Source organism: Ancylomarina sp. (assembly GCF_041555295.1).
Lineage (GTDB): Bacteria > Bacteroidota > Bacteroidia > Bacteroidales > Marinifilaceae > Ancylomarina.
In genome coordinates this window covers 14,219-37,433 of the sequence record NZ_JBFFKR010000010.1, presented here as the reverse complement: position 1 = coordinate 37,433, position 23,215 = coordinate 14,219, and the positions used below count along the sequence as shown (strand labels likewise).

The window sequence follows — 23,215 nt, the reverse complement described above, 5'->3', positions numbered from 1 at the left end:
GAACGCATTTAAATTGTTCAAAAACTATAAGATGGCTCTATTCTTCATTTTCTCTATGTTTCTTGGAGCCGCTTTGCAGCTAACTAATATGTATGGTGACAGATTCTTATCTGAATTCGAAAAAGTGCCACAGTATGCTGACTCTTTTGTTGTAAAATATTCAACAATCATCATGTCTATATCCCAGATATCGGAAACCTTATTCATTCTTGCCATTCCATTCTTCTTAAAGAGATTTGGTATTAAACAGGTGATGCTAATAAGTATGTTTGCATGGGTGCTACGATTTGCCTTATTTGCCTATGGAGACCCATCTGGAGGGCTCTGGATGATTATTTTATCATGCATAATTTATGGCATGGCCTTCGATTTCTTCAATATTTCGGGTTCACTATTTGTTGAGACCCAATGTGATTCAAATATACGATCTAGTGCACAAGGCCTATTCATGATGATGACCAATGGATTTGGAGCCATCTTCGGATCATGGGTGAGTGGAATCATGATTGGAAAATTCTTTACTAGTAGTCAAGGTGATTTTATTTGGATGGATATTTGGAACACTTTTGCAATTTATTCATTTGTCATTGCAATATTCTTTGCAATATTGTTTAAACACAAACACAATCCTGAAGCGATTGAACAAATAATTCATTAATAAAAAAATAATTCTTTGATAAGAGCTGACTAAGCCCTTTTCCAACTAACTACAAAACCTGAAAGAATATGAACTGGTTAAGTTCTATCTTTCAGGTTTTGTTTATTTGAGAAATACGGTATTTACTCTAGCGTCTCTCCAATTCATCACGAATTTGTGAGGCTTTTTCGTAATCTTCATTATTTATAGCAGCATCAAGCATATCCTGTAGCTGGGACTTTGAATAACCTTCAAAAGGATTTGACTTACGATATTCATGTGAAGATTTAACATCCTTAACAGGAGCAATTTTAGAATCATCACTTTCTCCTTCAATGCTTAGAGTAATTCCAGCTTTTTCTATAATTTCTTCGCTTGTAAAAATTGGGCATTTAAATCGGAGAGCAATAGCCACTGCATCTGAGGTTCTGGAATCTATTCGTACTCGATTATTCCCACTCTCACAAATCAACTCTGAGTAAAAAATCCCTTCATGTAAACGATATATATTGACCTCAACAATTTTAATTGAGAAAGCAATAGCAAAACTTTTAAACAAATCATGTGTCAGCGGACGAGGAGGTTCTAATTCCTCCAGCTGAATAGCAATTGCTTGAGCCTCTACCCCACCTATAATAATAGGAATCCTTCTGTTGCCATCTTCCTCAGCAAGCACCAAAGCATAGGCTCCTGTTTGTGTTTGACTATACGATAATCCAAGTATATTTAATTTGACTTTCCTCATGTGTAATTCCTAATTTCAATACAAATTCTGAAAACAATTCAATAAATCGAACCTTATACAAATAACTCAAAACTGTTACAAATCAATAATATCAACAAATATATAAATTGTTTTATAAGTTTTGTACCTATATTATAAGCTCCATTGATCTTTCTCTTTATGAAAACTATAATCTCATTTTATATTAAAAATTTATATTGAGACGGGTTCGACTTAGACTAAATACATATAGCAATTTACTAAATTTAAACTTAAACTCAACCGACCACTAGTATAACCTTGAGATATCATCTTAAAACTTTCACAAATTCCAACTTTATAGGCAAAAAATGAATTAATGATAAACAACTGAATGATTTTCTATTAAGGTTGATTTCATTCCTAATGTTTTTTTCTTTAAAACTTTGTTTATCAATTATTGTTTTCTATTTTTGCAGTCCGAAAACATTTCCCTTGGGGGTTCGAAAAGAGGTTGTTTTAAATGTATTAAAACACCCACCTTCAGGAATAAACCGAAAATTGTAGAATAATGTACGCAATTGTAGAAATCGCTGGTCAGCAATTCAAAGTTGAGAAAGACCAAAAGATTTTTGTTCATAGACTTCAAACTGAAGAAGGTGGACAAGTAGAATTTGCCAAAGTTCTTTTGTTAGACAAAGATGGCGAAGTAGTAGTTGGAGCTCCAACTATTGAAGGTGCTAAAGTAAGCGCAACAGTAATCTCTCACTTGAGAGCTGATAAGGTTTTAGTATTCAAGAAGAAGAGAAGAAAAGGATACAGAAAACTGAACGGTCACCGTCAGAACTTATCACAAATTCAGATTCAAGAAATCTTTGCTTAATCCTTAAAAATATCTAAAAATGGCACATAAAAAAGGAGCCGGTAGTTCACGAAACGGTAGAGAATCCGAAAGTAAGCGATTAGGCGTAAAAATTTACGGTGGACAAGCTGCCAAAGCTGGTAGTATTATTGTACGCCAAAGAGGAACAAAGCATAATCCAGGCGAAAACATGGGTTGTGGTAAAGATCACACTTTATTTGCATTAGTTGCTGGTACTGTGATTTTCAAAAAGAAAAGAGACAACAAATCTTACGTTTCTATTCAACCTCTTGCTGAATAAATTATTTAGCATTTAAAATATTTAAATCTCCTCTCTTTATTTCATGTAAAGACAGGAGATTTTTTTATTTTTACCACTCGTTAGTAAAAAATCTCTAGGTACTCATAACGAGTTCCATATGAATCAAGAATAATCATCTTCAATAGATATCACATGCTAAGTCTGAAATACTTACAGGAGAATAAAGAAGAAGCCATCAAGGCTTTAAGCATAAAGAATTTCGATGCCACTCAGATTATCGATCAGGTTATTGAGTTGGATGACAAAAGAAAAACGACTCAAGCCAAGCTGGATAATACTCAAGCTGAAATGAATAGCCTCTCGAAAGAAATTGGCATACTATTTAAATCAGGAAAAGTAGAAGAAGCTAATTCTGCCAAAGCTAAAACAGGTGAGCTTAAAGAAGGTATCTCGCAATTGAATACTGAAATGAATGTTTCAATTGCCGATTTGAATGACTTACTTCTTAAAATTCCTAATATCCCTCACCCATCGGTACCTGCTGGTAAAGGTGAAGAGGAGAATGTGATTGAAAGAACAGAAGGTGAAATGCCAAACTTGTATGAAGGTGCTATACCTCATTGGGAATTGGCAAAGAAATATAATATCATCGATTTTGAACTAGGTAATAAAATCACTGGTGCAGGATTCCCTCTATACAGAGGTAAGGGCGCAATTTTCCAACGAGCTTTAATCAACTTTTTCCTTGATGAGAATCGCAAAGCTGGATACGAAGAAGTTATTCCTCCCTTATTGGTAAATGAAGCTTCAGCTTATGGCACAGGACAACTTCCTGATAAGGACGGACAAATGTATCATGCCACAGAAGATAACTTGTATTTGATTCCTACTGCTGAGGTTCCAGTAACAAACATCTACCGTGATGTCATTTTGAAAGCTGAAGATTTCCCTATTAAAAACACAGCTTATTCAGCTTGTTTCCGTCGTGAGGCTGGCTCTTATGGAAGTGATGTTCGTGGTTTAAATCGTCTACACCAATTTGATAAGGTTGAGATTGTTCAATTACAGCATCCTGACAAATCATACGAAGCCCTGGATGTAATGGTTGCTCATGTTGAGAGTATCATCAAGAAATTGGAATTACCATACCGTTTACTACGTTTATGCGGTGGCGATACGAGTTTTACTGCTGCCTTAACATTCGATTTCGAAGTTTACTCAGCAGGTCAAGACAAATGGCTTGAAGTAAGTTCTGTATCAAACTTTGAATCGTACCAAGCTAATCGTTTGAAATTACGTTTTAAAGAAAAGAACGAAAAGAAAACCCAATTGGCACACACATTAAACGGTTCTGCATTGGCTTTACCAAGAATGGTTGCTGCTCTATTGGAGAACAATCAGTGTGCTGAAGGTATCAGAATTCCTAAAGCTTTGATCCCATATACAGGATTCGATATGATTGACTAAATACAATTCAAGCAATTGAATTTGATATACCATTCAAAACCCGAGGGATTTCTCTCGGGTTTTTATATTTTTGATTAAGCAAGTTTCAACAGCAAGTACTTTAAGCCAACTTATTTCTATCTTTTGAAATGAGCCACGCTAATATATTTAATAGAGAAAAATGTTTATTATGGCGACTTCCATGTGACCATAAAATGAAATTATAAACACATGAAAAAGCATTCATTATATCTCCTGATTCTAAGTATGCTAATTCCTTCCTTGGCGTTTGCACAAGAAAGAAATAGCCAATTGGCTTATCGCTACTATAGAGATAAAGAATACGAAGCTGCCTCTGGTATTTTCAATGAGCTTTATCAAACATCCAAATCGAAGTCATACTTCACTTCCTATATTACCTGCTTACTTAAACTGGAAAACTATAAGAAAGCTGAAAAAGCTGTAAAAAAAGAAATTCGGAGTTATCCTAATGACAGAGTTTTCCAAATAGAATTAGGATATATTTATAAAATTTCAGGCGAAGTTGATAAAGCCCAAAAGCAATACAACAAAACCATTGAAAGTATTATTCCGAACAAAAGAGAATTTATTACGGTTGCCAATGCTTTACGAGGGAAAGGTGAGCATGAGCTTGCGATAAAAACTTATGAACAGGGGCGTCAGATTTTAAAGCAAGAACACTTGTTCCATTTCGAAATTGCCAACATTCTGATGTCGCAACGCAATTTCAGGCAGATGCTTGATGAGTATATGATAGCCTTAACTGTTACACCTGAAAAACTTCAGCAAATTCAGAATCAGTTGCAATCTGCTCTATCTCAAGATATCAATTCTGACTTAAATCAAATTCTAAAATCAAAACTGATAAGCCAGGTTCAAAACAGCAAGAATAACTTAGTTTTTAAAGAATTACTACTGTGGTATTACACTCAGAAAAAACAATTTGATTTAGCTTTGTCACTTGCTCAATCTATTGATCTCATTAAAAACAATGGCGGTGAAAAATTGATGTATCTTGCCAAGATTGCAAGCGACAATAAGGATTATCTAATCGCTCAAAAGTGCTACAAACTAGTCGTTGAAAAAGGATCAGAATCGAAATACTACAACAATGCCCTGATAGGGGAACTAGAAAGTATACACCTCTCACTTGAATCAAATATTGACACCAAGTTGAATGATTGGCAAGCTCTTTCTGAAGCTTACACAAGCTATTTTAAAAGTATAAAAGATATCAATCAGTCAATACACACATTGATTCGTTTTGCAAACCTAAGTGCTTTTAAATTGAAAGCAATTGGAAAGGCCACAAGTCTACTGAATACAGCTTTAGAGGTACGCAATATTAAACAGAGCGATAAGGCAAATATCAAACTAGAATTAGCAGATATCACTTTACTCGACAATAAAAAATGGGATGCTATACTTCTCTATTCCCAAATTGAACAAAAAAATAAAAACAACCCTATAGGATACGAAGCCAAACTTAAAAAAGCTAAAGTATCCTATTATCTGGGAGAACTCGATTGGGCAAAAGCTCAATTAAATGTTTTAAAAGGAAGTACATCCAAATTAGTAGCCAACGATGCCTTAGACTTAGCTCTGCTAATTTCTGACAACACGACTCTGGATTCTACATACTCAGCAATGAAATATTTTGCCGAAGCTGACTTCCTGATTTTTCAGAATAAATTAGACTCTGCGAAGGTCAAACTAAATGGCTTCTTCACAGCTTTTCCTGGACACAGCCTAAGCGACGAAGTACATTACAGAATCTATGAAATACACAATTCGCAGCAAGGGTATCAAGAGGCTATTGACCAATTAGATATTATCATCAAAGAACATCCATACGAAAATCTTGCTGCAAAAGCTCTCTACAAACAAGCTAAACTATTTGAGCTTCAAAATAGAATAAGTGAGAGTGGAATCAACTATAAAAAAATAATTGTAGATTATCCTGAGAGCATCTATTCAATAGAGGCTCGAGAACATTACACAACGATCAGGAATGCAAACTCACAATAAACACGTCGAATAATATCAGACTATATAAACCAACTTACAATGATTATTTACAACACAAGTTACATCCTTCACAGCACAATTGAACACGATTTTTGCAAATGGATGACAGACAAATTCATTCCATTAGTTAAAGAAACCGGAACTTTCTCACAAAATTATTTTTCTAAAGTGATGGTGCAACAAGAAGATGGCAGTCAAACTTATTCTTTACAGCTTTTCTTCAAAAATAAAGCCCAACTTGATAAATATCGTGAAGATTTTGAACCAAGATGTTTAGCTATATTTATAGCAAAGTTTCAAACAAATATCCTGACCTTTTCATCGACTATGTTTGAGCATGGCGTAAATCACTAGATTATTGCAAAAGATCACATATCAATTCAAAACCTGAATTTTGAAGAAACAAACACAAGCCTATATTTTTGCTCTGTCAGCAATCTTATCATGGTCGACCGTTGCAACAGCTTTTAAAATTGCCCTTAGGGGGATGAACTATGTCCATCTATTGGCTATTTCAGCGATGGTTGCTATGATCTTTATTGCCTTAATCCTCTTTTCTAAAGGAGATTTAAAGATAGCTTTGAGAACGCCTAAATCAGAATTACTTCATTCCGCTCTATTAGGCTTTCTCAACCCTTTTCTTTACTACTTTATTCTACTAAAAGCCTATTCTTTACTATCGGCCCAATTAGCACTGAGTTTAAATTATATTTGGCCCATTACGCTTGTTCTACTCTCTATCCCACTTCTGAAACAAAAAATCGGGATAAAAAGTATTGCCTGCATTCTCCTAAGCTTTATAGGTGTTGTTATTATAGCCAACAAGGGTTCTTTTACAAGTATAGAAACACCCAACTCCTGGGGAATTATCTTGGCTCTTGGCAGTTCAATTATTTGGGCTTTATTTTGGATTTTCAACACAAAAGATAATCGTAAAGATCTTCACAAGCTATTCTTAAATTTTCTTTTTGGAGCGATCTATAGCCTCATCGCTTTATTTATTTTGGGTGAATTCAATTGGCCAGATTACAAAAGTCTTGGAGCTGCAATTTATATTGGATTGGTTGAATGTGGCATAGCCTATATATTTTGGCTCAGAGCCATGAAACTTTCAATAAGCACAGATAAGATTGGGAATTTAGTCTTCATAAGCCCATTCATTTCCCTTTTTCTGATTAACCTATTTATCGGAGAAACTATATATCTTAGCACATGGGTAGGCCTCGCTATCATAGTAACAGGCATCCTTCTTCAAAAAATCACAACTAAAAAACAAAAGGTTTGAGCAACGATAGAATTATTATGGGGATTGACCCAGGTACAAATTGCATGGGGTATGCCTTGCTTAAAGTCGTTGAAAAAAAACCTGTAATTTTAATTTCGGGCACTCTGGATCTTAAAAAACTTGGTGATCCTTATTTAAAACTTCAACGAATTTTCAGGCGAACTCTTCAAGTAATTGATGAATATCAACCTGATGAATTAGCTATTGAATCGCAATTTTTTGGTAAGAATGTTCAATCCATGCTAAAACTTGGGCGTGCGCAAGGTGTATGTATTGCTGCTGCTTTGCAACGTGATATTCCAATTACAGAATATGCTCCTAAAAAAATAAAATTGTCTGTAACTGGAACAGGAACCGCCTCCAAGGAACAAATGGCAACCATAATGGAGCGCTACTTTAATATTCCTAACTTCCCCACTAGTTCTGACGAAACAGATGCTATTGCAATTGCTCTCTGTCATTTCTTTCAGGCTAATCCAATATTAGGATCAAAAAAGTCCAACTCATGGTCTGACTTTATCAATAAAAATCCTGAAAGAGTTAAGTGAAATCTAGAATTTGGCCATAAAAATAGCCGCACATTGGCGGCTAAAAGTATCTATAAAACCATCTAGGTTTGTTTACTCAAAGTTCTTACGAATTTTCTCAGCAACTTCAGCCAGTTCATCTTGAGAAGGGCTTAATTTAGGATTTGAGAAACTCAAATCTCCAATCGCGTTCAAAGGCACCAAGTGAATATGTGTATGTGGCACTTCAAGACCGATAACGGCTACACCAATTCGCTTACATTTTATTGATTTCTCAACAGCTTTAGCCACACGTTTAGCAAAGATATTCAATCCAGCTAAAACTTCATCTTCCAAATCAAAAATGTAGTTGACTTCTGCCTTAGGAATCACAAGGGTATGTCCCATTGCCAATGGACTAATATCCAGAAAAGCAAAATACTGATCGTCTTCTGCAATCTTATGGCAAGGAATTTCGCCATTTACAATCTTGGTGAAAAGTGTTGACATAGCTCTTATTTTTTATTTAATCCTTAAAAAGATACAAATTACATTGTTATATCGACAATCTCAAAAGGGATAACACCATTAGGCACAGTAATTTCAACCACATCGCCAATAACCTTACCAATTAAACCTTTAGCTATAGGCGTGTTGATAGACAACTTACCTTGCTTAAAGTCAGCCTCAGTTTCAGACACCAAAGTATAGGTCATAACAGCACCATTCTTTTGATTTTTAATAGTCACTTTATTCAACATCTGAACTTTAGACGTATCAATTTTACTCTCATCGATGATACGACTATTTGCCACAATCGTTCTTAATTGTGAAATCTTAGCTTCAAGTAATCCTTGAGCTTCTTTTGCAGCATCGTATTCCGCATTTTCTGACAAGTCACCCTTATCAATAGCTTCTCCAATTTGTCTGGAAATTTCAGGACGCTCAAAAGTCTCTAAATGCTTTAATTCTGCTTGTAATTTTTTTAAACCTTCTGCGGTTATGTATGAATATTTAGACATAAATCCTCCTATTATTTTTTTCTATCGTTTATTTTATCTTATTATACCAATTTAGCCATATATTGCTCACTTGATATAAAAACAAAAAAGAATCCCTGCATCGCGGAACTCTTTCAGGTGCAAATATATACATTTAAATTAAATACACCCTCACTATAATGAATTGGCACTGATATAAAAGTACTAAAAAACTTAATTAGATATACTTCCTATCCAATATTTCCTTGTAAATTATAGCTTGTCTCCAATTAAACTCCTCATTTTCTTCAATATCTTCCTCATCCTCTATTAACTTCTCTACAACAACTTCTTTAGGAGAGTTAAACCTCTTTGATTCAACTGTCGGTTCAAAACTTGGTAATGCGTCATCCTCTTCGTCTACAAATTCATCTTGCATCATTTGATAAGGATGTTCCGCCTGTGGAGTAAAAGTATTTGCTCCTAATATTGTATCAAATAGATTCTCAATGCCAACTGGCATTTCATCTTCAGCCCTTTCACCTGCAGTACTCTCAAAATTTTCTGGTTTCTTCTTTTTCTTAAGAGCTCCTACTATAACAAACAAGGCCATTAAAATGAGATAGAGTATATTTCCCCAATTATCGTCCATACTTGAATTATTAATTCTTATTTTTAAGCCCGATCAAAAAAGTGAACTTCCATGAAATCAAGACAATCAAATTTACATTATTTTTTCCTATTCATACTGATATTAACTTCTTTTTCTTCTTGTAGCAAGGATTCTACCAACATTAATGAAATTGTTCCATATACTCGAATTAATTTTCAAACTAATAGAATTTGGCACCAAGAATTAGAAAAAATTGGAACAGGTATCTATTTTGATTCTGAAGATGGGTTTAATTCTTCTGCTGGATATGGAAACCATGGTATTTATATAGTAAATACTGGAGATGGCTTTATTGCTATGGATGCAACCTGTACTCTTGATGTTAACTCTGAAGAACACATTGAAGTCAGTAAAGAAAATGATCTCCTTGGCATTTGCCCTATCTGCGAGAGTGAATTTGTTTTTCTAAGCGGAGGTCAGATTCATAAAGGGCCTGCAAAGTATTCCTTGAGAAATTACAAAGTCATATACAATTCCGAAACCAAAGAAATTCGTGTTACAAATTAGATCACGCAGTAAATAAAGAATTACAATCACTCCAATTTAAAAACACAAAACTGTTTAGTAAATTCGAAATCTAATTATAATCACAAGCTAGAAAATAAAATCTGAAGATTGAAGAAAAAAAGACACCTTAGTTAAAAAACTAATCTTCACATACTAAAGATATAAAAATCAGAACACAAAGCAAATCAACAAAATTTTCTGCTTGCCATAATTTTCACAAAAACATCTTGTAGTCCATAGTAATATTGCATATTTTCAGTCGCTACTCAAAAAAAAAATCTAACTGAAAACCTATGAGAAAATTATTATTACTACCTGTATTGGCCCTTCTTCTGGCTCCAATAAACAGTTTTGCCAGCGAAGCAGATCTGGTCGTGCCAAACTTAAGGCAATCTGTCTTTAATGGACTTGGTGGAGTTAATGGATGGGACCTACTTCTTTATGGTATTGTCGTTATTGTCTTGGGCCTTTTATTCGGAATGGTACAATTCAATAAAATCAAGAAATTACCTGTGCATCATTCTATGGCAAAGGTTTCAAACATTATTTACGAAACCTGTAAGACCTATTTATTACAACAAGGTAAGTTTCTAATTATCTTGTTTGCCATTATTGGCGTTGCCATTTCATATTACTTCCTTGCCTTGGCGCACATGTCAGTTCCTAAAACAATGCTCATTCTACTTTGGACTGTACTTGGTATTTTAGGATCCTATGGTGTTGCTTGGTTTGGTATTCGTATTAACACTTATGCAAATAGTAGAACCTCATTTGCAGCTCTTAAGAAACTACCTTTCGATGTGATGTCAATTCCTTTACAAGCAGGAATGAGTGTAGGTCTTCTTTTAATCTGCGTTGAGCTGATTATGATGATTGCCATCCTTCTTTTTATTCCAGGCGAGAGCGCTGGAGCTTGTTTTATTGGTTTTGCAATTGGTGAATCTTTAGGGGCAGCTGCCTTGAGAATTGCAGGGGGTATCTTTACTAAGATTGCTGACATTGGGGCCGACTTGATGAAAATTGTTTTCAAAATTGATGAAGATGATCCACGTAACCCAGGTGTAATTGCTGACTGTACAGGTGACAATGCTGGTGATAGCGTTGGTCCTACTGCTGATGGTTTTGAGACTTATGGTGTAACAGGTGTTGCTCTTATCACATTCATTATCCTAATGTTTGGTGAAACAGGAATAATTCCTAATGTTGAATTTGCATCAACTCTTATTGTATGGATTTTTGCCATGCGTGTCTTAATGATTTTCACCTCAGTTTTCTCATATCTAATCAATCAGGCCATTGCAAAAATACGCTTTGCTAAAGAAGAACATTTTGATTTTGAATCTCCTTTAACTTCGTTGGTTTGGATTACATCAATTGTATCCATAGTTGTTACCTATGCATTAAGTTATGCTTTAATCAACGACCTACCTGAAGGCCTATGGTGGAAATTATCCAGCATTATTTCTTGTGGAACACTGGCTGCGGCAATTATCCCTGAATTAACTAAGGCATTTACCAGCTCTAAATCGCGTCACGTGCAAGAAGTTGTGATTGCTTCCCGCGAAGGGGGTGCCTCTTTAACTATCTTATCAGGAATGGTAGCTGGTAATTTCTCTGCTTTCTGGAAAGGAATGGTCATGATGGCTCTGATGGCTATGTCTTTCTATATTGTTCAGGATTTAAGTCTATTTGGAGAATATCCTGCTATTTTTGCCTTTGGTTTAGTTGCTTTTGGATTCCTGGGAATGGGACCTGTTACCATTGCTGTTGATAGTTACGGTCCTGTAACCGATAATGCGCAATCTGTATTTGAACTTTCTCAAATTCAAAAAATCCCTAATATTAAAGAAGAGATTAAAAAGGATTTTGGTTTTGAACCTAATTTTATAACTGGAAAGCATAATCTGGAAGAAAATGACTCAGCTGGAAATACCTTTAAAGCAACAGCTAAGCCTGTATTAATTGGAACTGCTGTTATTGGTGCAACTACAATGATTTTTGCGATTATTCTTTTACTTAAAAAGACGATTCTTTCTAACGGTGAATCTTTATTGCAAATTGAACTAACCGATCCTTCTGTAATTCTTGGATTAATTACTGGTGGTGCTGTTATTTACTGGTTCTCTGGTGCATCAATGCAAGCAGTTACAACTGGTGCTTATCGTGCTGTTGAGTACATAAAAAAGAACATCGATCTTACCAAATCGGAAGCAGACATAGAAGACTCAAAGAATGTTGTGAAGATTTGTACTCAATATGCCCAAACAGGTATGTGGAATATCTTTGCTGTCATCTTAAGTTTGACTTTAGCTTTTGCATTCTTCAGCCCTAATTTCTTTGTTTCTTATCTGATTTCCATTGCAATATTCGGCTTATTTCAAGCTATGTATATGGCCAATGCTGGTGGTGCATGGGATAATGCGAAGAAAGTAGTTGAGGTTGATTTAAAAGAGAAGAATACCCCACTTCACGATGCAACAATCATCGGTGATACAGTTGGTGATCCGTATAAAGACACCTCATCAGTAGCTCTAAATCCTGTAATTAAGTTCTCAACTTTATTTGGTCTACTAGCTTCAGAGATTGCTATTGAACTCATTGTTAAGGCAGACAAAACAGGAACAACTAATATAGCACCTTATATTGGTGTCGTTTTCTTAGCTATCGGTTTGTTCTTTGTATACAGATCATTCTACGGTATGAGAATTAAAACTGAATCTGAAACAGTTAGTAAAACAGAAAAACCGACTTCTAAAAAATTAGAAACTAGTGATGCACTATAAATCATAGGTGATCATCTGAATTCAATATTTAAAACGAAAGCCGCTAGATTTTAATAATCTAGCGGCTTTTATATTATAAGTTTGGATATATTTCTACTTAAAGAACTCCAATACTGTTTCTTTATCTTTCACAAGTTGCTCTTTCAAAGCATCTATTCCTTTAAACATTTGCTCATTTCGAATACGCTTATAAAAATAAATACTAATATTCTTATAGTAGATATTTTCGTCGAAGTCAAAAATATTCACCTCAATTGAACGGTTATCCATTTGATGATTGACGGTAGGACGAAAGCCAATATTCAACATACCTGTGTATATCACATCTTCAATCTCCACCTTTACAGCATAAACACCATCTTTGGGTACTAGCTTATAACTTTCTTGAGGATCAATATTTGCTGTAGGAAAACCAATTTCATGACCTATTTTTTTTCCATCAACAACTATACCTTTGATAAAATAGCGGTGGCCTAAATACTTATTTGTTGTTTCTATATCTCCTTCGGCTAGGGCTTGTCTTATCTTAGTCGAGCTGATATCTATAGCATCTACATTTAAAACATCCAATTGCTCAATATTGAAATTAAGCTGGTCAGCATAAACTTTAAGGTCTTCGTATGTTCCCTTGCGTTTGTGTCCAAATTTGTGATCGTAACCAACAACCAAAGACTTCATACCGATCTGTCCAACTAATATTTTCTCTACAAAATCGGTATACGAAAGCTTTGAAAACTCTTTTGTAAAGGGGTATACAACCAGATGATCAACACCAGCGGCTTCTAATAGAATTTTCTTCTCCTCTAAAGTATTTATCAAGCGTAACTCATCCTGATGGGTATTCAAAACCAAGCGTGGATGTGGGTAGAATGTAAATATGACTGTTTCGCCATTAACATCTTTAGCCAATTCCTGAAGACGTTTAATCACCTTTTTGTGCCCAAGATGCACCCCATCGAATGTACCAATGGTGACAACAGGATTTAAGGCAGAAAAATTATTTAAGTCAGTATGAACCTTCATCAGTTAATTAAAAATTAAAGTCCCAATTTATATTGGGTACAAATTTAAGATTTTACTCGTCTAGGAATTTCGAATAACAAAAGTAGAAAAATTTATAGAAGAATAGACCTCTTCAAGTGATTAACAAGGCAAGAAGAAAAGAGTCTATAATCATAAGAATTTCTTAAAAGTTCAAAACAGATCATTTTAGATAAACCGATCCCTCCCCTTACGCAAAGCATTGCGGGATAAAACTTTAATATTGAGAGATATTTATATTTGGGAATCAGCACTTCCTGACTATCTTTGCCGAGTTTGTTTTTACAATTAAAACCATTTTAATGATCTCATCAGGAAATTCAGATGTGGGCTACCAAAGTCCCGCAAAGAAAATCGTATTAGGGGTACAGTTTTTATTTGTTGCTTTTGGAGCAACAGTTCTCGTTCCTCTTTTAGTCGGTATTGATCCGGCAGTAGCACTATTCACAGCAGGAGTCGGCACCCTTATCTTTCATTTGATAACAAAGGGTATGGTTCCTGTTTTTTTAGGCAGTAGTTTTGCCTTTATCGCTCCAATTGTGGCAGCAACTGAACTATACGGATATGCAGGAACTCTCTCTGGACTTATTGCTGTAGGTGTTGTTTACGGTATTGTGTCAGGCATCATCAAAGTTTGGGGACTTGGAGTAATCGAGAAGATTTTTCCAGCTGTAGTTGTTGGCCCCGTTATCATGATTATTGGACTTTCACTTGCTCCAGTAGCTGTGAATATGGCCAAAACCAATTGGATAATCGCTTCAGTTGTACTGCTTACAGCAGTCTTAATTGTTGTGTATGCAAAGGGAATAATGAAACTAATTCCTATTTTCTGCGGAATCATTATTGGTTATATTCTTTCAATCGCATTGGGTGCTGTTGATTTCACACCTATCCAAGAGGCTTCTTGGATTGCTTTACCTGAATTTGTAAGACCTGAATTTTCTTGGGGAGCTATTCTATATATGCTACCTGTTGCTGTTGCTCCGGTTATCGAGCATGTTGGTGACATGTATGCAATTGGTGGGGTCGCCAATAAAGAATTTGTTAAGAAACCCGGCTTACACCGAACTATTTTAGGTGATGGTGTTGCGACTGCTTTTGCAGGTTTCTTCGGTGGACCACCAAATACGACCTACTCAGAGGTTACAGGTGCTATTGCATTGACTAAAATTACGAATCCAGTTATTTTGAGAATAGCTGCCATTACAGCAATTCTTTTTTCAGTAATTGGAAAAGTAAGTGCTTTCTTAAAAACAATCCCACAGGCAGTCTTAGGAGGTATCATGCTTCTTCTTTTCGGTATGATTGCTAGTATTGGTATTAAAACCCTTATTGATGCCAAAGCTGACTTTAGCAAAACAAGAAATCAGGTTATTATCTCAATAATCTTAACTGTTGGTATTGGTGGTGCTCAAATTTCATATGGTACCTTCTCATTGGCAGGAATTGGTTTAGCTTCAATAGTTGGCGTTATTCTAAACCTGATTTTACCAGATAAATCGAGAGCTATAAAAGGTAGTAAGGTCAAAGTTGCTCCGGTTTTAATTCCTAATGAGGAATTGAGTCTGAACAATTAGATAAAATAGAAAAGGGAGTGCATGATACACTCCCTTTTCATTTTCTAAAACATTAACTTAATTAACAGCTTCGCCACTAAGTTCTTGCTTTTTTACAAATTGATTGATAATATGAGATAGTTTAGGATAACCAATCTCTTCCAAATCGTAATAAACACGAGTCGTTGGCTTCTTAATATTAATAATTCGATTCAGATCGATTGGTGTTCCGATAATCACAGAATCACAATCGCAGCCATTTATTGTAGCCTCTAAATCTTTCAATTGCTGATCGGAATACCCCATAGCAGGAAGAATACTACCAATTTTTGGATAAATATCGAAAGTTTCCTTAAGCTTACCCACTAGATATGGACGTGCATCAACTTCCTCACATGCACCAAACTTCCGAGCGGCTACTGTTCCAGCACCAATCTTCATTTCACCATGAGTTAAAGTGGGCCCATCTTCAACAATCAGGACACGTTTACCCTTTATAATTTCGGGTTTATCAACCAATATAGGTGAAGCAGCATCAACAACAACGGCACTAGGATTAACTTTTGCTATACTCTCACGAACAGTTTGTATCCCTTCTGGTGATGCAGAATCCATCTTGTTAATGACAACAACATCTGCTAGACGTAAATTCACTTCACCTGGATAGTATGACAATTCAGCTCCTGGTCGGTGTGGATCGACTACCGTAATAGTTAAGTCAGGCTTGTAAAACGAAAAGTCATTATTCCCACCATCCCAAAGAATGACATCACAACCTGCTGGATCATTTTCGGCGGCACGAATAATAGCTTCATAATCAACTCCTGCATATATAATATTTCCACGACTTACGTGAGGTTCATATTCTTCCATTTCCTCAATGGTACAATTATGCTTCTTTAAATCCGCAATAGTTGCAAAGCGCTGTACTTTTTGAGCAACCAAATCGCCATAAGGCATAGGATGACGAATTGCTATAACTCTTAATCCTTTAGTCATCAATTCTTCAATAACCTTACGTGACGTTTGTGATTTACCACAACCCGTACGAGTTGCCACAACAGCAATGACAGGTTTACGACTTCTAATCATGGTATCAGATGGACCTAACAATTTAAAATTAGCTCCAGCCGCATTAACAATAGCACTCATATTCATCACTTTCTGATAAGAAACATCAGAATAAGAGAAGACACAATCATCAATTTCGTGCACTTTAATCAGTTGTGTTAATTCCTCTTCTGCAAAAATTGGAATACCTTCCGGATAAAGACCACCCGCTAATTGTGCAGGATACTTACGCCCATCAATGTCGGGAATTTGAGCAGCCGTAAAAGCTATAACCTTATAATCCTGATTGTTTCTGAAATAGGTGTTGAAATTGTGAAAATCACGACCTGCAGCACCAATGATAATTACCTTTTTAATTGCCATGTTAAACCTCCGTGTTTTAAAAGTTAATACTCATGAAATTTTCAAGCTTAAATAGAACAATATGTTCCATCCCCTTAAATTTATACTTTTAAATGACAAAGACGAAATTTAAATTCCTCACCTAAAGACTGTTACTTAACATTGATGAAAAACTTGACTTTTAATTCAAAATTCTATATTTTATATCATCTTGATATTTTGAGGAAACTTATGCAATATATGAGTTGAAGATCTATCAAACTTTCATCCGAAAGCTTATCTTCATAAGAAATTAAAAACATTTTCATGAATTTCTTAGCTCATCTCTACCTTTCTGGCGAATCTGAAAAAATAATGGTTGGTAACTTTATGGCTGATTATGTGAAAGGGAGAAAGCATGAAAACTACAGATCTGAAATTCAGAAAGGTATTCTTCTACATCGATCCATTGATTTTTATACCGATACACATCCATTAGTTAGCCAGAGTGGGAAATATTTTCGGGAGGTTTACAGAAAGTACTCAGGTGTTATCACAGATTTAATCTATGATCATTTTCTTGCGAAGAATTGGGAGCAATATCACCAGGTCAGTCTTGATAAATTCGTTACTCAATGTCATGAGGTTTTGGTGAAGAACTACTTGGTTCTTCCTAACAGAGTAAAGCTCTTCCTACCTTTTCTTATTCAGAGCAGAAGATTAGAAACTTATGCGGAGATAGAAGGCCTGAGAACGGCTCTAAATATCATGGTTCGATATACCAGTCTGCCAGATAAGACAGACTTTGCTATAGATATTCTATTAGAAAACTATGATGCTCTTGAAAGCGAATTCCATTCTTTTATGAAAGACATTATTGCTTATATCGTAAGCGAAAAGGAAATTGAGTTAAAACATATGGTTGAAAAAGCCTAGGATATTTTCAGGTCACGAATCATCATTTGAGTTTCTACCTTACCCATATATTCATTTTCCTGTAAAGAATAACAAACATTGAAAGGTGTCCCATTTGAAATCTTAGGATACATTTTACCCATTTGAAATCCAATACCACTCACAACCTTGGCATCACGAATATCATCAACAACGGATAACTTTAGATGCTCCTTATTCTTACCAACTTGACGTGAATAGCCATAATCAACGACATCTTCACTAATAAAAACAGGTGTCATATTCTTAGGCCCAAAAGGCTCAAATTGTTTTAACAAACGGTAAAACTTAGGGCTAATATCTGAAAGCTTGATTCTGGCATCAATTTTAATTTGAGGAACCAACATGTCATCAGAAATATTGTTCTGAACATACTCTTCGAATCGTTGTTGAAATTCCTTAACGTTTGCAAGCTTCATTGTGAGACCAGCAGCATACTTGTGACCACCAAAATTTTCTAGCAGATCACTACATGCTGATACAGCTTGATACAAATCAAAACCAACAACCGAGCGTGCAGATCCTGTTGCCATCCCATTAGATTCTGTTAAAATAACAGTCGGACGGTAATAGGTTTCAATCATTCTCGATGCAACGATACCAATAACACCTTTATGCCAATTTCTATCAAAAAGAACGGTACTTTTTTTCGATTCGGTTTTCTCAGCTTTATTCAATCGCTCCAAGGCCTCATCGGTAATCGTATGATCCAGCTCTTTACGATCTTCGTTCATAATGTTTATGCTATCGCCAATCAGTATTGCAGCATCTTCTTCTTCAACAATTAAAAGTTGAACCGCATGACGCCCCGATTGAATACGACCAGCAGCATTAATTCTCGGGCCAACTTTAAAGACGATGTCATTTACAGATAGATCCTTAGTAACACCAGATAGATTCATGATAGTTTTCAGTCCTAATCGAGGATATTTATTCAACTGAATTAAACCAAAATGTGCTAAAACACGATTCTCCCCAACAATGGGAACAATATCTGATGCCACACTTACAGCAACTAAATCAAGTAAAGGAATAAGATTCTCAAAAGGCCAATTAAGTTGTTGACTCAAACCTTGCATCAACTTAAAACCAACACCACAGCCCGAAAGGCAATCACATGGGTAATCACAGTCTACACGTTTGGGATCAAGAACAGCTGCCGCCTCAGGTAAAACATCATCAGGGGTATGATGGTCACAGATAATAAAATCAACGCCCTTTTCTTTAGCGTAAGCAATCTTTCCCATGGCTTTAATACCGCAGTCTAATGCGATTACCAAAGTCACGTTGCTTTCTGCTGCGAAGTCTATTCCTTTTAAGGAGATACCGTATCCTTCTGAATAACGATCCGGAATGTAATAATCTATATAATCGAAATGTTTTTTTAGGAAGGTATAAACTAAAGCTACTGATGTTGTTCCATCGACATCATAATCGCCATAGATCATGATTCGTTCTTGATTGTTTAAGGCTGCTACCAATCTGGTCACAGCCTTATCCATATCTTTCATTAAAAATGGATCATGCAAATCGTCGAGACTTGGTCGGAAAAAGGCTTTTGCTTCGTCAAAAGTTTGGATTCCTCTTTGTACAAGCAAATTTGCAACAACTTCATCGACTCCTAATGATTTAGAAAGCGACTCAATCGTTTCCTCATCTCCCGGCTCATTGATTACCCATCTTTTATCCATAATTCAGTCTTTAGATCGGGAAATTAGTCATTTTTAAACGTCATATCAAACAAGACGGCAATATGATTTTTCAAATTATGTTTTACTTCCTCGATATCAAGCTCTTTACCCAATTCTTTTTTTAAAGAGGTAACTCCTTTGTCCTGAAAACCACATGGATTTATATATCCAAAGTAGTCCAAATCTGTATTAACATTAAAAGCAAAACCGTGCATACTAACCCATCGGCTTACGCGAACACCTATGGCACAGATCTTTCTGACAGTGGGTTTATCAATATCCAACCAAACTCCTGTGGCACCTTCAAGTCGATGTCCTTCTAATCCATAATCAGCAATACAATTGATAACAGCCTGTTCAAGATTATCGATATAGCTTTTGATTCCCATATCGTAAGTTTCCAAATTTAGGATAGGATAACCGACTATTTGACCAGGTCCATGATAAGTAATGTCCCCGCCTCTGTTAATTTTATGAAAAGTAGCATTCTTAGCTTGTAATTGAAGCATATCAAGCAGCATATTCTGTTCTTTACCACTTTTCCCTATAGTGTACACATGAGGATGTTCACAAAATAAAAGATAATTATTACTAAGTTTCTTTTTTTCTGCTGGCAGATCAGAATTAGCTTGCTTCGATTTTAAAACCTCATCGAATAGCTCTTCCTGATAATCCCAAGCTTCTTTATAATCTATAGAAGACAGATCGCGAAATACGGTGACTTTACTCATCTCAAAAAATTGTGTTTATTGTTTATATCAATCTGTAATCAAAACTTATTTTCGAACTAAATCCTTAAGATCAAAAGCTTTTACATGTCGTTCTGCATGATATGATGATCTCACCAAAGGCGAACTCTCGCAAAATGTAAACCCTTTCTCCAAACCAACAGTCTCGTATTTCTTGAAGGTTTCTGGAGTCACATACTCTTCTACCGTCAAATGCTGACGCGATGGTTGTAAATATTGCCCGATGGTCATAACCTTAACACCAATAGCCAATAAATCATCCATTACTTGATAAATTTCCTCTTCAGTTTCGCCCAAACCAAGCATAATACCCGATTTAGTAACAATACCTGCATCTGCAATTTGCTTTAATACCTGCAAACTTAAATCATATTTAGCACGGCTACGCACTTCAGGCGTTAATCGACGTACCGTTTCAAGATTATGAGAAATGACTTCTGGTTTTTCATCAATTACTCGCTGAATATCTTCCTGCTTACCGTTGAAATCTGGGATTAAAACTTCTAAGGTCGTAGTCGGGTTGTCTTTTCTGATAGCTCTGATAGTCTCAGCCCAAATGCCCGATCCGCCATCTTCAAGATCATCACGATCTACAGAAGTAATGACAGCATGCTTTAGCTTCATCAACTTGATTGATTTAGCTAAACGACGAGGCTCTTTCCAATCTGCCTCAAGTGGCTTACCCGTTTTTACATTACAGAATTTACAAGCTCTGGTACAAATATTTCCTAGAATCATGAAAGTTGCAGTACCATTACCCCAACATTCTCCAACATTCGGGCATTTCCCGCTAGAACAAATCGTATGTAAACCGTGATCACGAACTATTCCATTCACATATGAGTAATCATCGCCCATTGGCAATTGTATTTTCAACCAATCTGGTTTTCTTTTCATCTTCATTTTCTCAATATTTACTTCATTCACATTTGGAACGAATCATTGATCCGTTAAGAATAATTTCTATTAATCTTTCTATAAAAAAAGTTTAATCCAAACCCTTTAATTAATTGTTTCAAAACTCAATCCCAACAACTTAGTTAGAATTACAGATTGAATGCAAATTTATATTTTTGAGTCTAAAAAAAGGCTGTAATTCTAAAAAAAGATCAACTATCCTCTAACAGATTAAAAAACTTTATTTTTAAAGATTCTAAATACCGTCTAATTTTCGGCAATTATAAGAAATAAATCGCTGATTTCCTCTTAACTAAAGCAGTTGCTCTTAATATTTTGCGCATATTATTATATCTTTGCATCCAAATTAACATTATTAGATTAGAGATGAATACGTTAGAACTTAGTGAGCAAGAAGTTATTAGAAGAAATTCCCTGAAAGAACTTCAGGCTTTAGGAATTGATCCATTCCCTGCTGCCGAGTACAAGGTAAACGTGTATAGCGACGAAATTCTTGAGAATTTCGATCCTGAGGCGAATAATTATCAGGAAGTTGTCCTTGCAGGTAGAATCATGAGCCGCCGTATTATGGGGAAGGCTTCTTTTATTGAACTTCAAGATGCAAATGGTCGAATTCAGGTCTATATTAGCCGTGACGACATTTGCCCGGATGAGGATAAAACTCTTTACAACACGGTATTCAAAAAACTTTTGGATATTGGTGACTTCATAGGAGTTAAGGGATACGTTTTTAAAACTAAGGTGGGCGAAACTTCTGTCCACACCTCTGAACTAACTGTTCTATCAAAATCATTACGTCCACTTCCTATCGTAAAGGAAAAAGACGGAAAAGTATACGATGCTTTTACTGATCCTGAGATGCGTTACCGTCAGCGTTACGTTGATTTGGTTGTTAACCCAAAGGTAAAAGATACATTTATCAAGCGTTCTCAAATTATCAACTCAATGCGTGAGCTATTTAATAGCAAAGGTTACCTTGAAGTTGAGACGCCAATATTACAAGCGATTCCTGGTGGAGCTTCAGCTCGTCCATTCGAGACACATCACAACGCATTGGATATTCCTTTATATATGCGTATTGCCAACGAGCTTTACCTAAAGCGTCTAATCGTAGGTGGTTTCGATGGTGTTTACGAGTTTGCAAAAGACTTCCGTAACGAAGGAATGGACCGTACTCATAATCCAGAATTTACTGTAATGGAAATTTATGTAGCCTACAAAGACTACAACTGGATGATGGACTTTACGGAGGAGATGATTGAGAAAGTTGCTCTTGATCTTCACGGAAAAACAAAACTAGGTCTAGGAGATAAAGAAATTGACTTTAAACGTCCTTTCAAACGTATCTCAATGACCGATTCTATCAAGCACTTTACTGGTTTTGATATCACTGGCAAGTCCGTTGAAGAATTACGTGGATTCTGTAAAGAATTAAATATCGACGTTGATGAAACGTTCGGTAAAGGCAAATTGATTGATGAGATTTTTGGAGAGAAGTGTGAAGGCCAATACATACAGCCTACATTTATTACCGATTATCCTGTTGAGATGTCACCATTGTGTAAAAAACATCGCGAGAATCCAGAATTAACAGAGCGTTTCGAGTTGATGGTTAATGGTAAAGAAGTTTGTAATGCATACTCTGAGCTTAACGATCCTATCGACCAATTGGAGCGTTTCCAAGAGCAACTAAAATTAGGTGCTGATGGCGATGACGAAGCGATGTTCATTGATATGGACTTTGTACGTGCTCTGGAATATGGTATGCCTCCAACATCAGGTATGGGTATTGGTATAGACCGATTAACCATGTTGATGACAGATTCTCACTCTATTCAAGATGTATTGTTCTTCCCACAAATGCGACCAGAAAAGAAGGCTGTAGTTGATGGTGACGAAAAATTCGTTGACTTAGGTATTTCTAAGGAATGGGTTGAAGTGATTCGTAAAGCAGGATACCAAACCGTTGCTGCTATCAAAGGAGAGAAAGCAACAAAATTCCACCAAGAAATTTGTGGGATCAACAAGAAAAATAAGATGGGATTAACTAACCCAAGCCAAGACGAAGTAGCTGGCTGGTTAGCTTGATCATCTATAAATATAAGACTAAACCTTGGAGCTTGATTTAGTTCAGGCTCCACTGTTTTAATCATCCAATTCATGAAACTGTTCTAAGAAAGAACTATCATATTTCTTCAAGGTCATTCTATAAAAAGTTATA

Annotated in this window: 22 protein-coding genes; 13 read left to right on the top strand and 9 right to left on the bottom strand. The window is 35.7% G+C overall.

What is annotated here, in order from left to right:
- Positions 1–658 (top strand): MFS transporter (locus ABY905_RS01995; RefSeq protein WP_372639906.1); only part of this gene is annotated, 658 nt, incomplete at its 5' end.
- A 127-nt stretch (positions 659–785) separates the two neighbouring features.
- Here the strand turns inward: ABY905_RS01995 and ABY905_RS01990 are convergent.
- Complete coding sequence (locus ABY905_RS01990) at positions 786–1,382, bottom strand: bifunctional nuclease domain-containing protein (RefSeq protein WP_372639904.1); 597 nt, start codon at positions 1,380–1,382, stop codon at positions 786–788.
- 529 nt (positions 1,383–1,911) lie between these two features.
- Between ABY905_RS01990 and rplU the strand changes: the two genes are divergently transcribed.
- The 7 genes from rplU to ruvC all read left to right on the top strand — a co-directional run bounded on the left by rplU (position 1,912) and on the right by ruvC (position 7,792).
- Positions 1,912–2,223, top strand: a complete 312-nt coding sequence (rplU, locus tag ABY905_RS01985) for a 50S ribosomal protein L21 (RefSeq protein ID WP_372639902.1) — start codon at positions 1,912–1,914, stop codon at positions 2,221–2,223.
- A 19-nt stretch (positions 2,224–2,242) separates the two neighbouring features.
- Entirely contained in the window at positions 2,243–2,503 is a 261-nt protein-coding gene (rpmA, locus tag ABY905_RS01980; protein WP_372639900.1) for a 50S ribosomal protein L27, read from the top strand.
- A gap of 153 nt (positions 2,504–2,656) precedes the next feature.
- On the top strand, positions 2,657–3,931 hold the full coding sequence (gene serS, locus ABY905_RS01975) for a serine--tRNA ligase (protein ID WP_372639898.1): 1,275 nt from the start codon (positions 2,657–2,659) through the stop codon (positions 3,929–3,931).
- A 210-nt stretch (positions 3,932–4,141) separates the two neighbouring features.
- Complete coding sequence (locus ABY905_RS01970) at positions 4,142–5,959, top strand: hypothetical protein (RefSeq protein ID WP_372639896.1); 1,818 nt, start codon at positions 4,142–4,144, stop codon at positions 5,957–5,959.
- A 39-nt stretch (positions 5,960–5,998) separates the two neighbouring features.
- The gene (locus tag ABY905_RS01965) at positions 5,999–6,313 is read left to right on the top strand and encodes a DUF4286 family protein (protein ID WP_372639894.1); all 315 of its coding nucleotides are present in this window, start codon (positions 5,999–6,001) and stop codon (positions 6,311–6,313) included.
- A 40-nt stretch (positions 6,314–6,353) separates the two neighbouring features.
- On the top strand, positions 6,354–7,244 hold the full coding sequence (locus ABY905_RS01960; RefSeq protein ID WP_372639892.1) for a DMT family transporter: 891 nt from the start codon (positions 6,354–6,356) through the stop codon (positions 7,242–7,244).
- Positions 7,241–7,792 (top strand): crossover junction endodeoxyribonuclease RuvC, encoded by a 552-nt coding sequence (ruvC, locus tag ABY905_RS01955; protein WP_372639890.1) that lies wholly within the window; start codon positions 7,241–7,243, stop codon positions 7,790–7,792. Before ABY905_RS01960 ends, ruvC begins: the two co-directional genes overlap by 4 nt.
- 72 nt (positions 7,793–7,864) lie before the next feature.
- Here ruvC and ABY905_RS01950 read toward each other — a convergent pair whose 3' ends face one another.
- The 3 genes from ABY905_RS01950 to ABY905_RS01940 form a co-directional block, all read right to left on the bottom strand.
- Complete coding sequence (locus ABY905_RS01950) at positions 7,865–8,260, bottom strand: HIT family protein (protein WP_372639887.1); 396 nt, start codon at positions 8,258–8,260, stop codon at positions 7,865–7,867.
- A gap of 38 nt (positions 8,261–8,298) precedes the next feature.
- Entirely contained in the window at positions 8,299–8,772 is a 474-nt protein-coding gene (gene greA, locus ABY905_RS01945; protein WP_372639885.1) for a transcription elongation factor GreA, read from the bottom strand.
- Between the two features lie 196 nt (positions 8,773–8,968).
- Positions 8,969–9,382: a hypothetical protein gene (locus ABY905_RS01940; protein ID WP_372639883.1), complete on the bottom strand. Its 414-nt coding sequence runs from the start codon at positions 9,380–9,382 to the stop codon at positions 8,969–8,971.
- Between the two features lie 51 nt (positions 9,383–9,433).
- On the opposite strand from ABY905_RS01940, the gene ABY905_RS01935 reads away from it, so the two are divergent.
- Positions 9,434–9,910, top strand: a complete 477-nt coding sequence (locus ABY905_RS01935) for a hypothetical protein (RefSeq protein ID WP_372639880.1) — start codon at positions 9,434–9,436, stop codon at positions 9,908–9,910.
- 293 nt (positions 9,911–10,203) lie between these two features.
- Positions 10,204–12,693, top strand: a complete 2,490-nt coding sequence (locus tag ABY905_RS01930; RefSeq protein WP_372639878.1) for a sodium-translocating pyrophosphatase — start codon at positions 10,204–10,206, stop codon at positions 12,691–12,693.
- 93 nt (positions 12,694–12,786) lie between these two features.
- Here the strand turns inward: ABY905_RS01930 and ABY905_RS01925 are convergent, their stop codons facing one another.
- A complete protein-coding gene (locus tag ABY905_RS01925; RefSeq protein WP_372639876.1) occupies positions 12,787–13,716 on the bottom strand; it encodes a bifunctional riboflavin kinase/FAD synthetase in 930 nt (309 codons plus the stop codon).
- A gap of 320 nt (positions 13,717–14,036) precedes the next feature.
- Between ABY905_RS01925 and ABY905_RS01920 the strand changes: the two genes are divergently transcribed.
- The gene (locus ABY905_RS01920) at positions 14,037–15,311 is read left to right on the top strand and encodes a uracil-xanthine permease family protein (protein WP_372639873.1); all 1,275 of its coding nucleotides are present in this window, start codon (positions 14,037–14,039) and stop codon (positions 15,309–15,311) included.
- A gap of 57 nt (positions 15,312–15,368) precedes the next feature.
- Here the strand turns inward: ABY905_RS01920 and ABY905_RS01915 are convergent, their stop codons facing one another.
- Complete coding sequence (locus ABY905_RS01915) at positions 15,369–16,724, bottom strand: cyclic 2,3-diphosphoglycerate synthase (protein ID WP_372639871.1); 1,356 nt, start codon at positions 16,722–16,724, stop codon at positions 15,369–15,371.
- Between the two features lie 285 nt (positions 16,725–17,009).
- Here ABY905_RS01915 and ABY905_RS01910 point away from each other — a divergent pair, with 285 nt between their 5' ends.
- Positions 17,010–17,618, top strand: a complete 609-nt coding sequence (locus ABY905_RS01910) for an ACP phosphodiesterase (RefSeq protein WP_372639868.1) — start codon at positions 17,010–17,012, stop codon at positions 17,616–17,618.
- Here the strand turns inward: ABY905_RS01910 and recJ are convergent.
- The 3 genes from recJ to lipA are packed head-to-tail and all read right to left on the bottom strand — an operon-like array spanning position 17,615 to position 21,003.
- The gene (recJ, locus tag ABY905_RS01905) at positions 17,615–19,327 is read right to left on the bottom strand and encodes a single-stranded-DNA-specific exonuclease RecJ (RefSeq protein ID WP_372639866.1); all 1,713 of its coding nucleotides are present in this window, start codon (positions 19,325–19,327) and stop codon (positions 17,615–17,617) included. The genes ABY905_RS01910 and recJ overlap by 4 nt on opposite strands.
- A gap of 23 nt (positions 19,328–19,350) precedes the next feature.
- A complete protein-coding gene (gene lipB, locus ABY905_RS01900) occupies positions 19,351–20,058 on the bottom strand; it encodes a lipoyl(octanoyl) transferase LipB (RefSeq protein ID WP_372639864.1) in 708 nt (235 codons plus the stop codon).
- Positions 20,059–20,103: 45 nt separating this feature from the next.
- Positions 20,104–21,003: a lipoyl synthase gene (lipA, locus tag ABY905_RS01895; protein WP_372639862.1), complete on the bottom strand. Its 900-nt coding sequence runs from the start codon at positions 21,001–21,003 to the stop codon at positions 20,104–20,106.
- Between the two features lie 357 nt (positions 21,004–21,360).
- Here lipA and lysS point away from each other — a divergent pair, with 357 nt between their 5' ends.
- A complete protein-coding gene (gene lysS / locus ABY905_RS01890; protein WP_372639860.1) occupies positions 21,361–23,082 on the top strand; it encodes a lysine--tRNA ligase in 1,722 nt (573 codons plus the stop codon).
- The last annotated feature ends 133 nt before the right edge of the window (positions 23,083–23,215 follow it).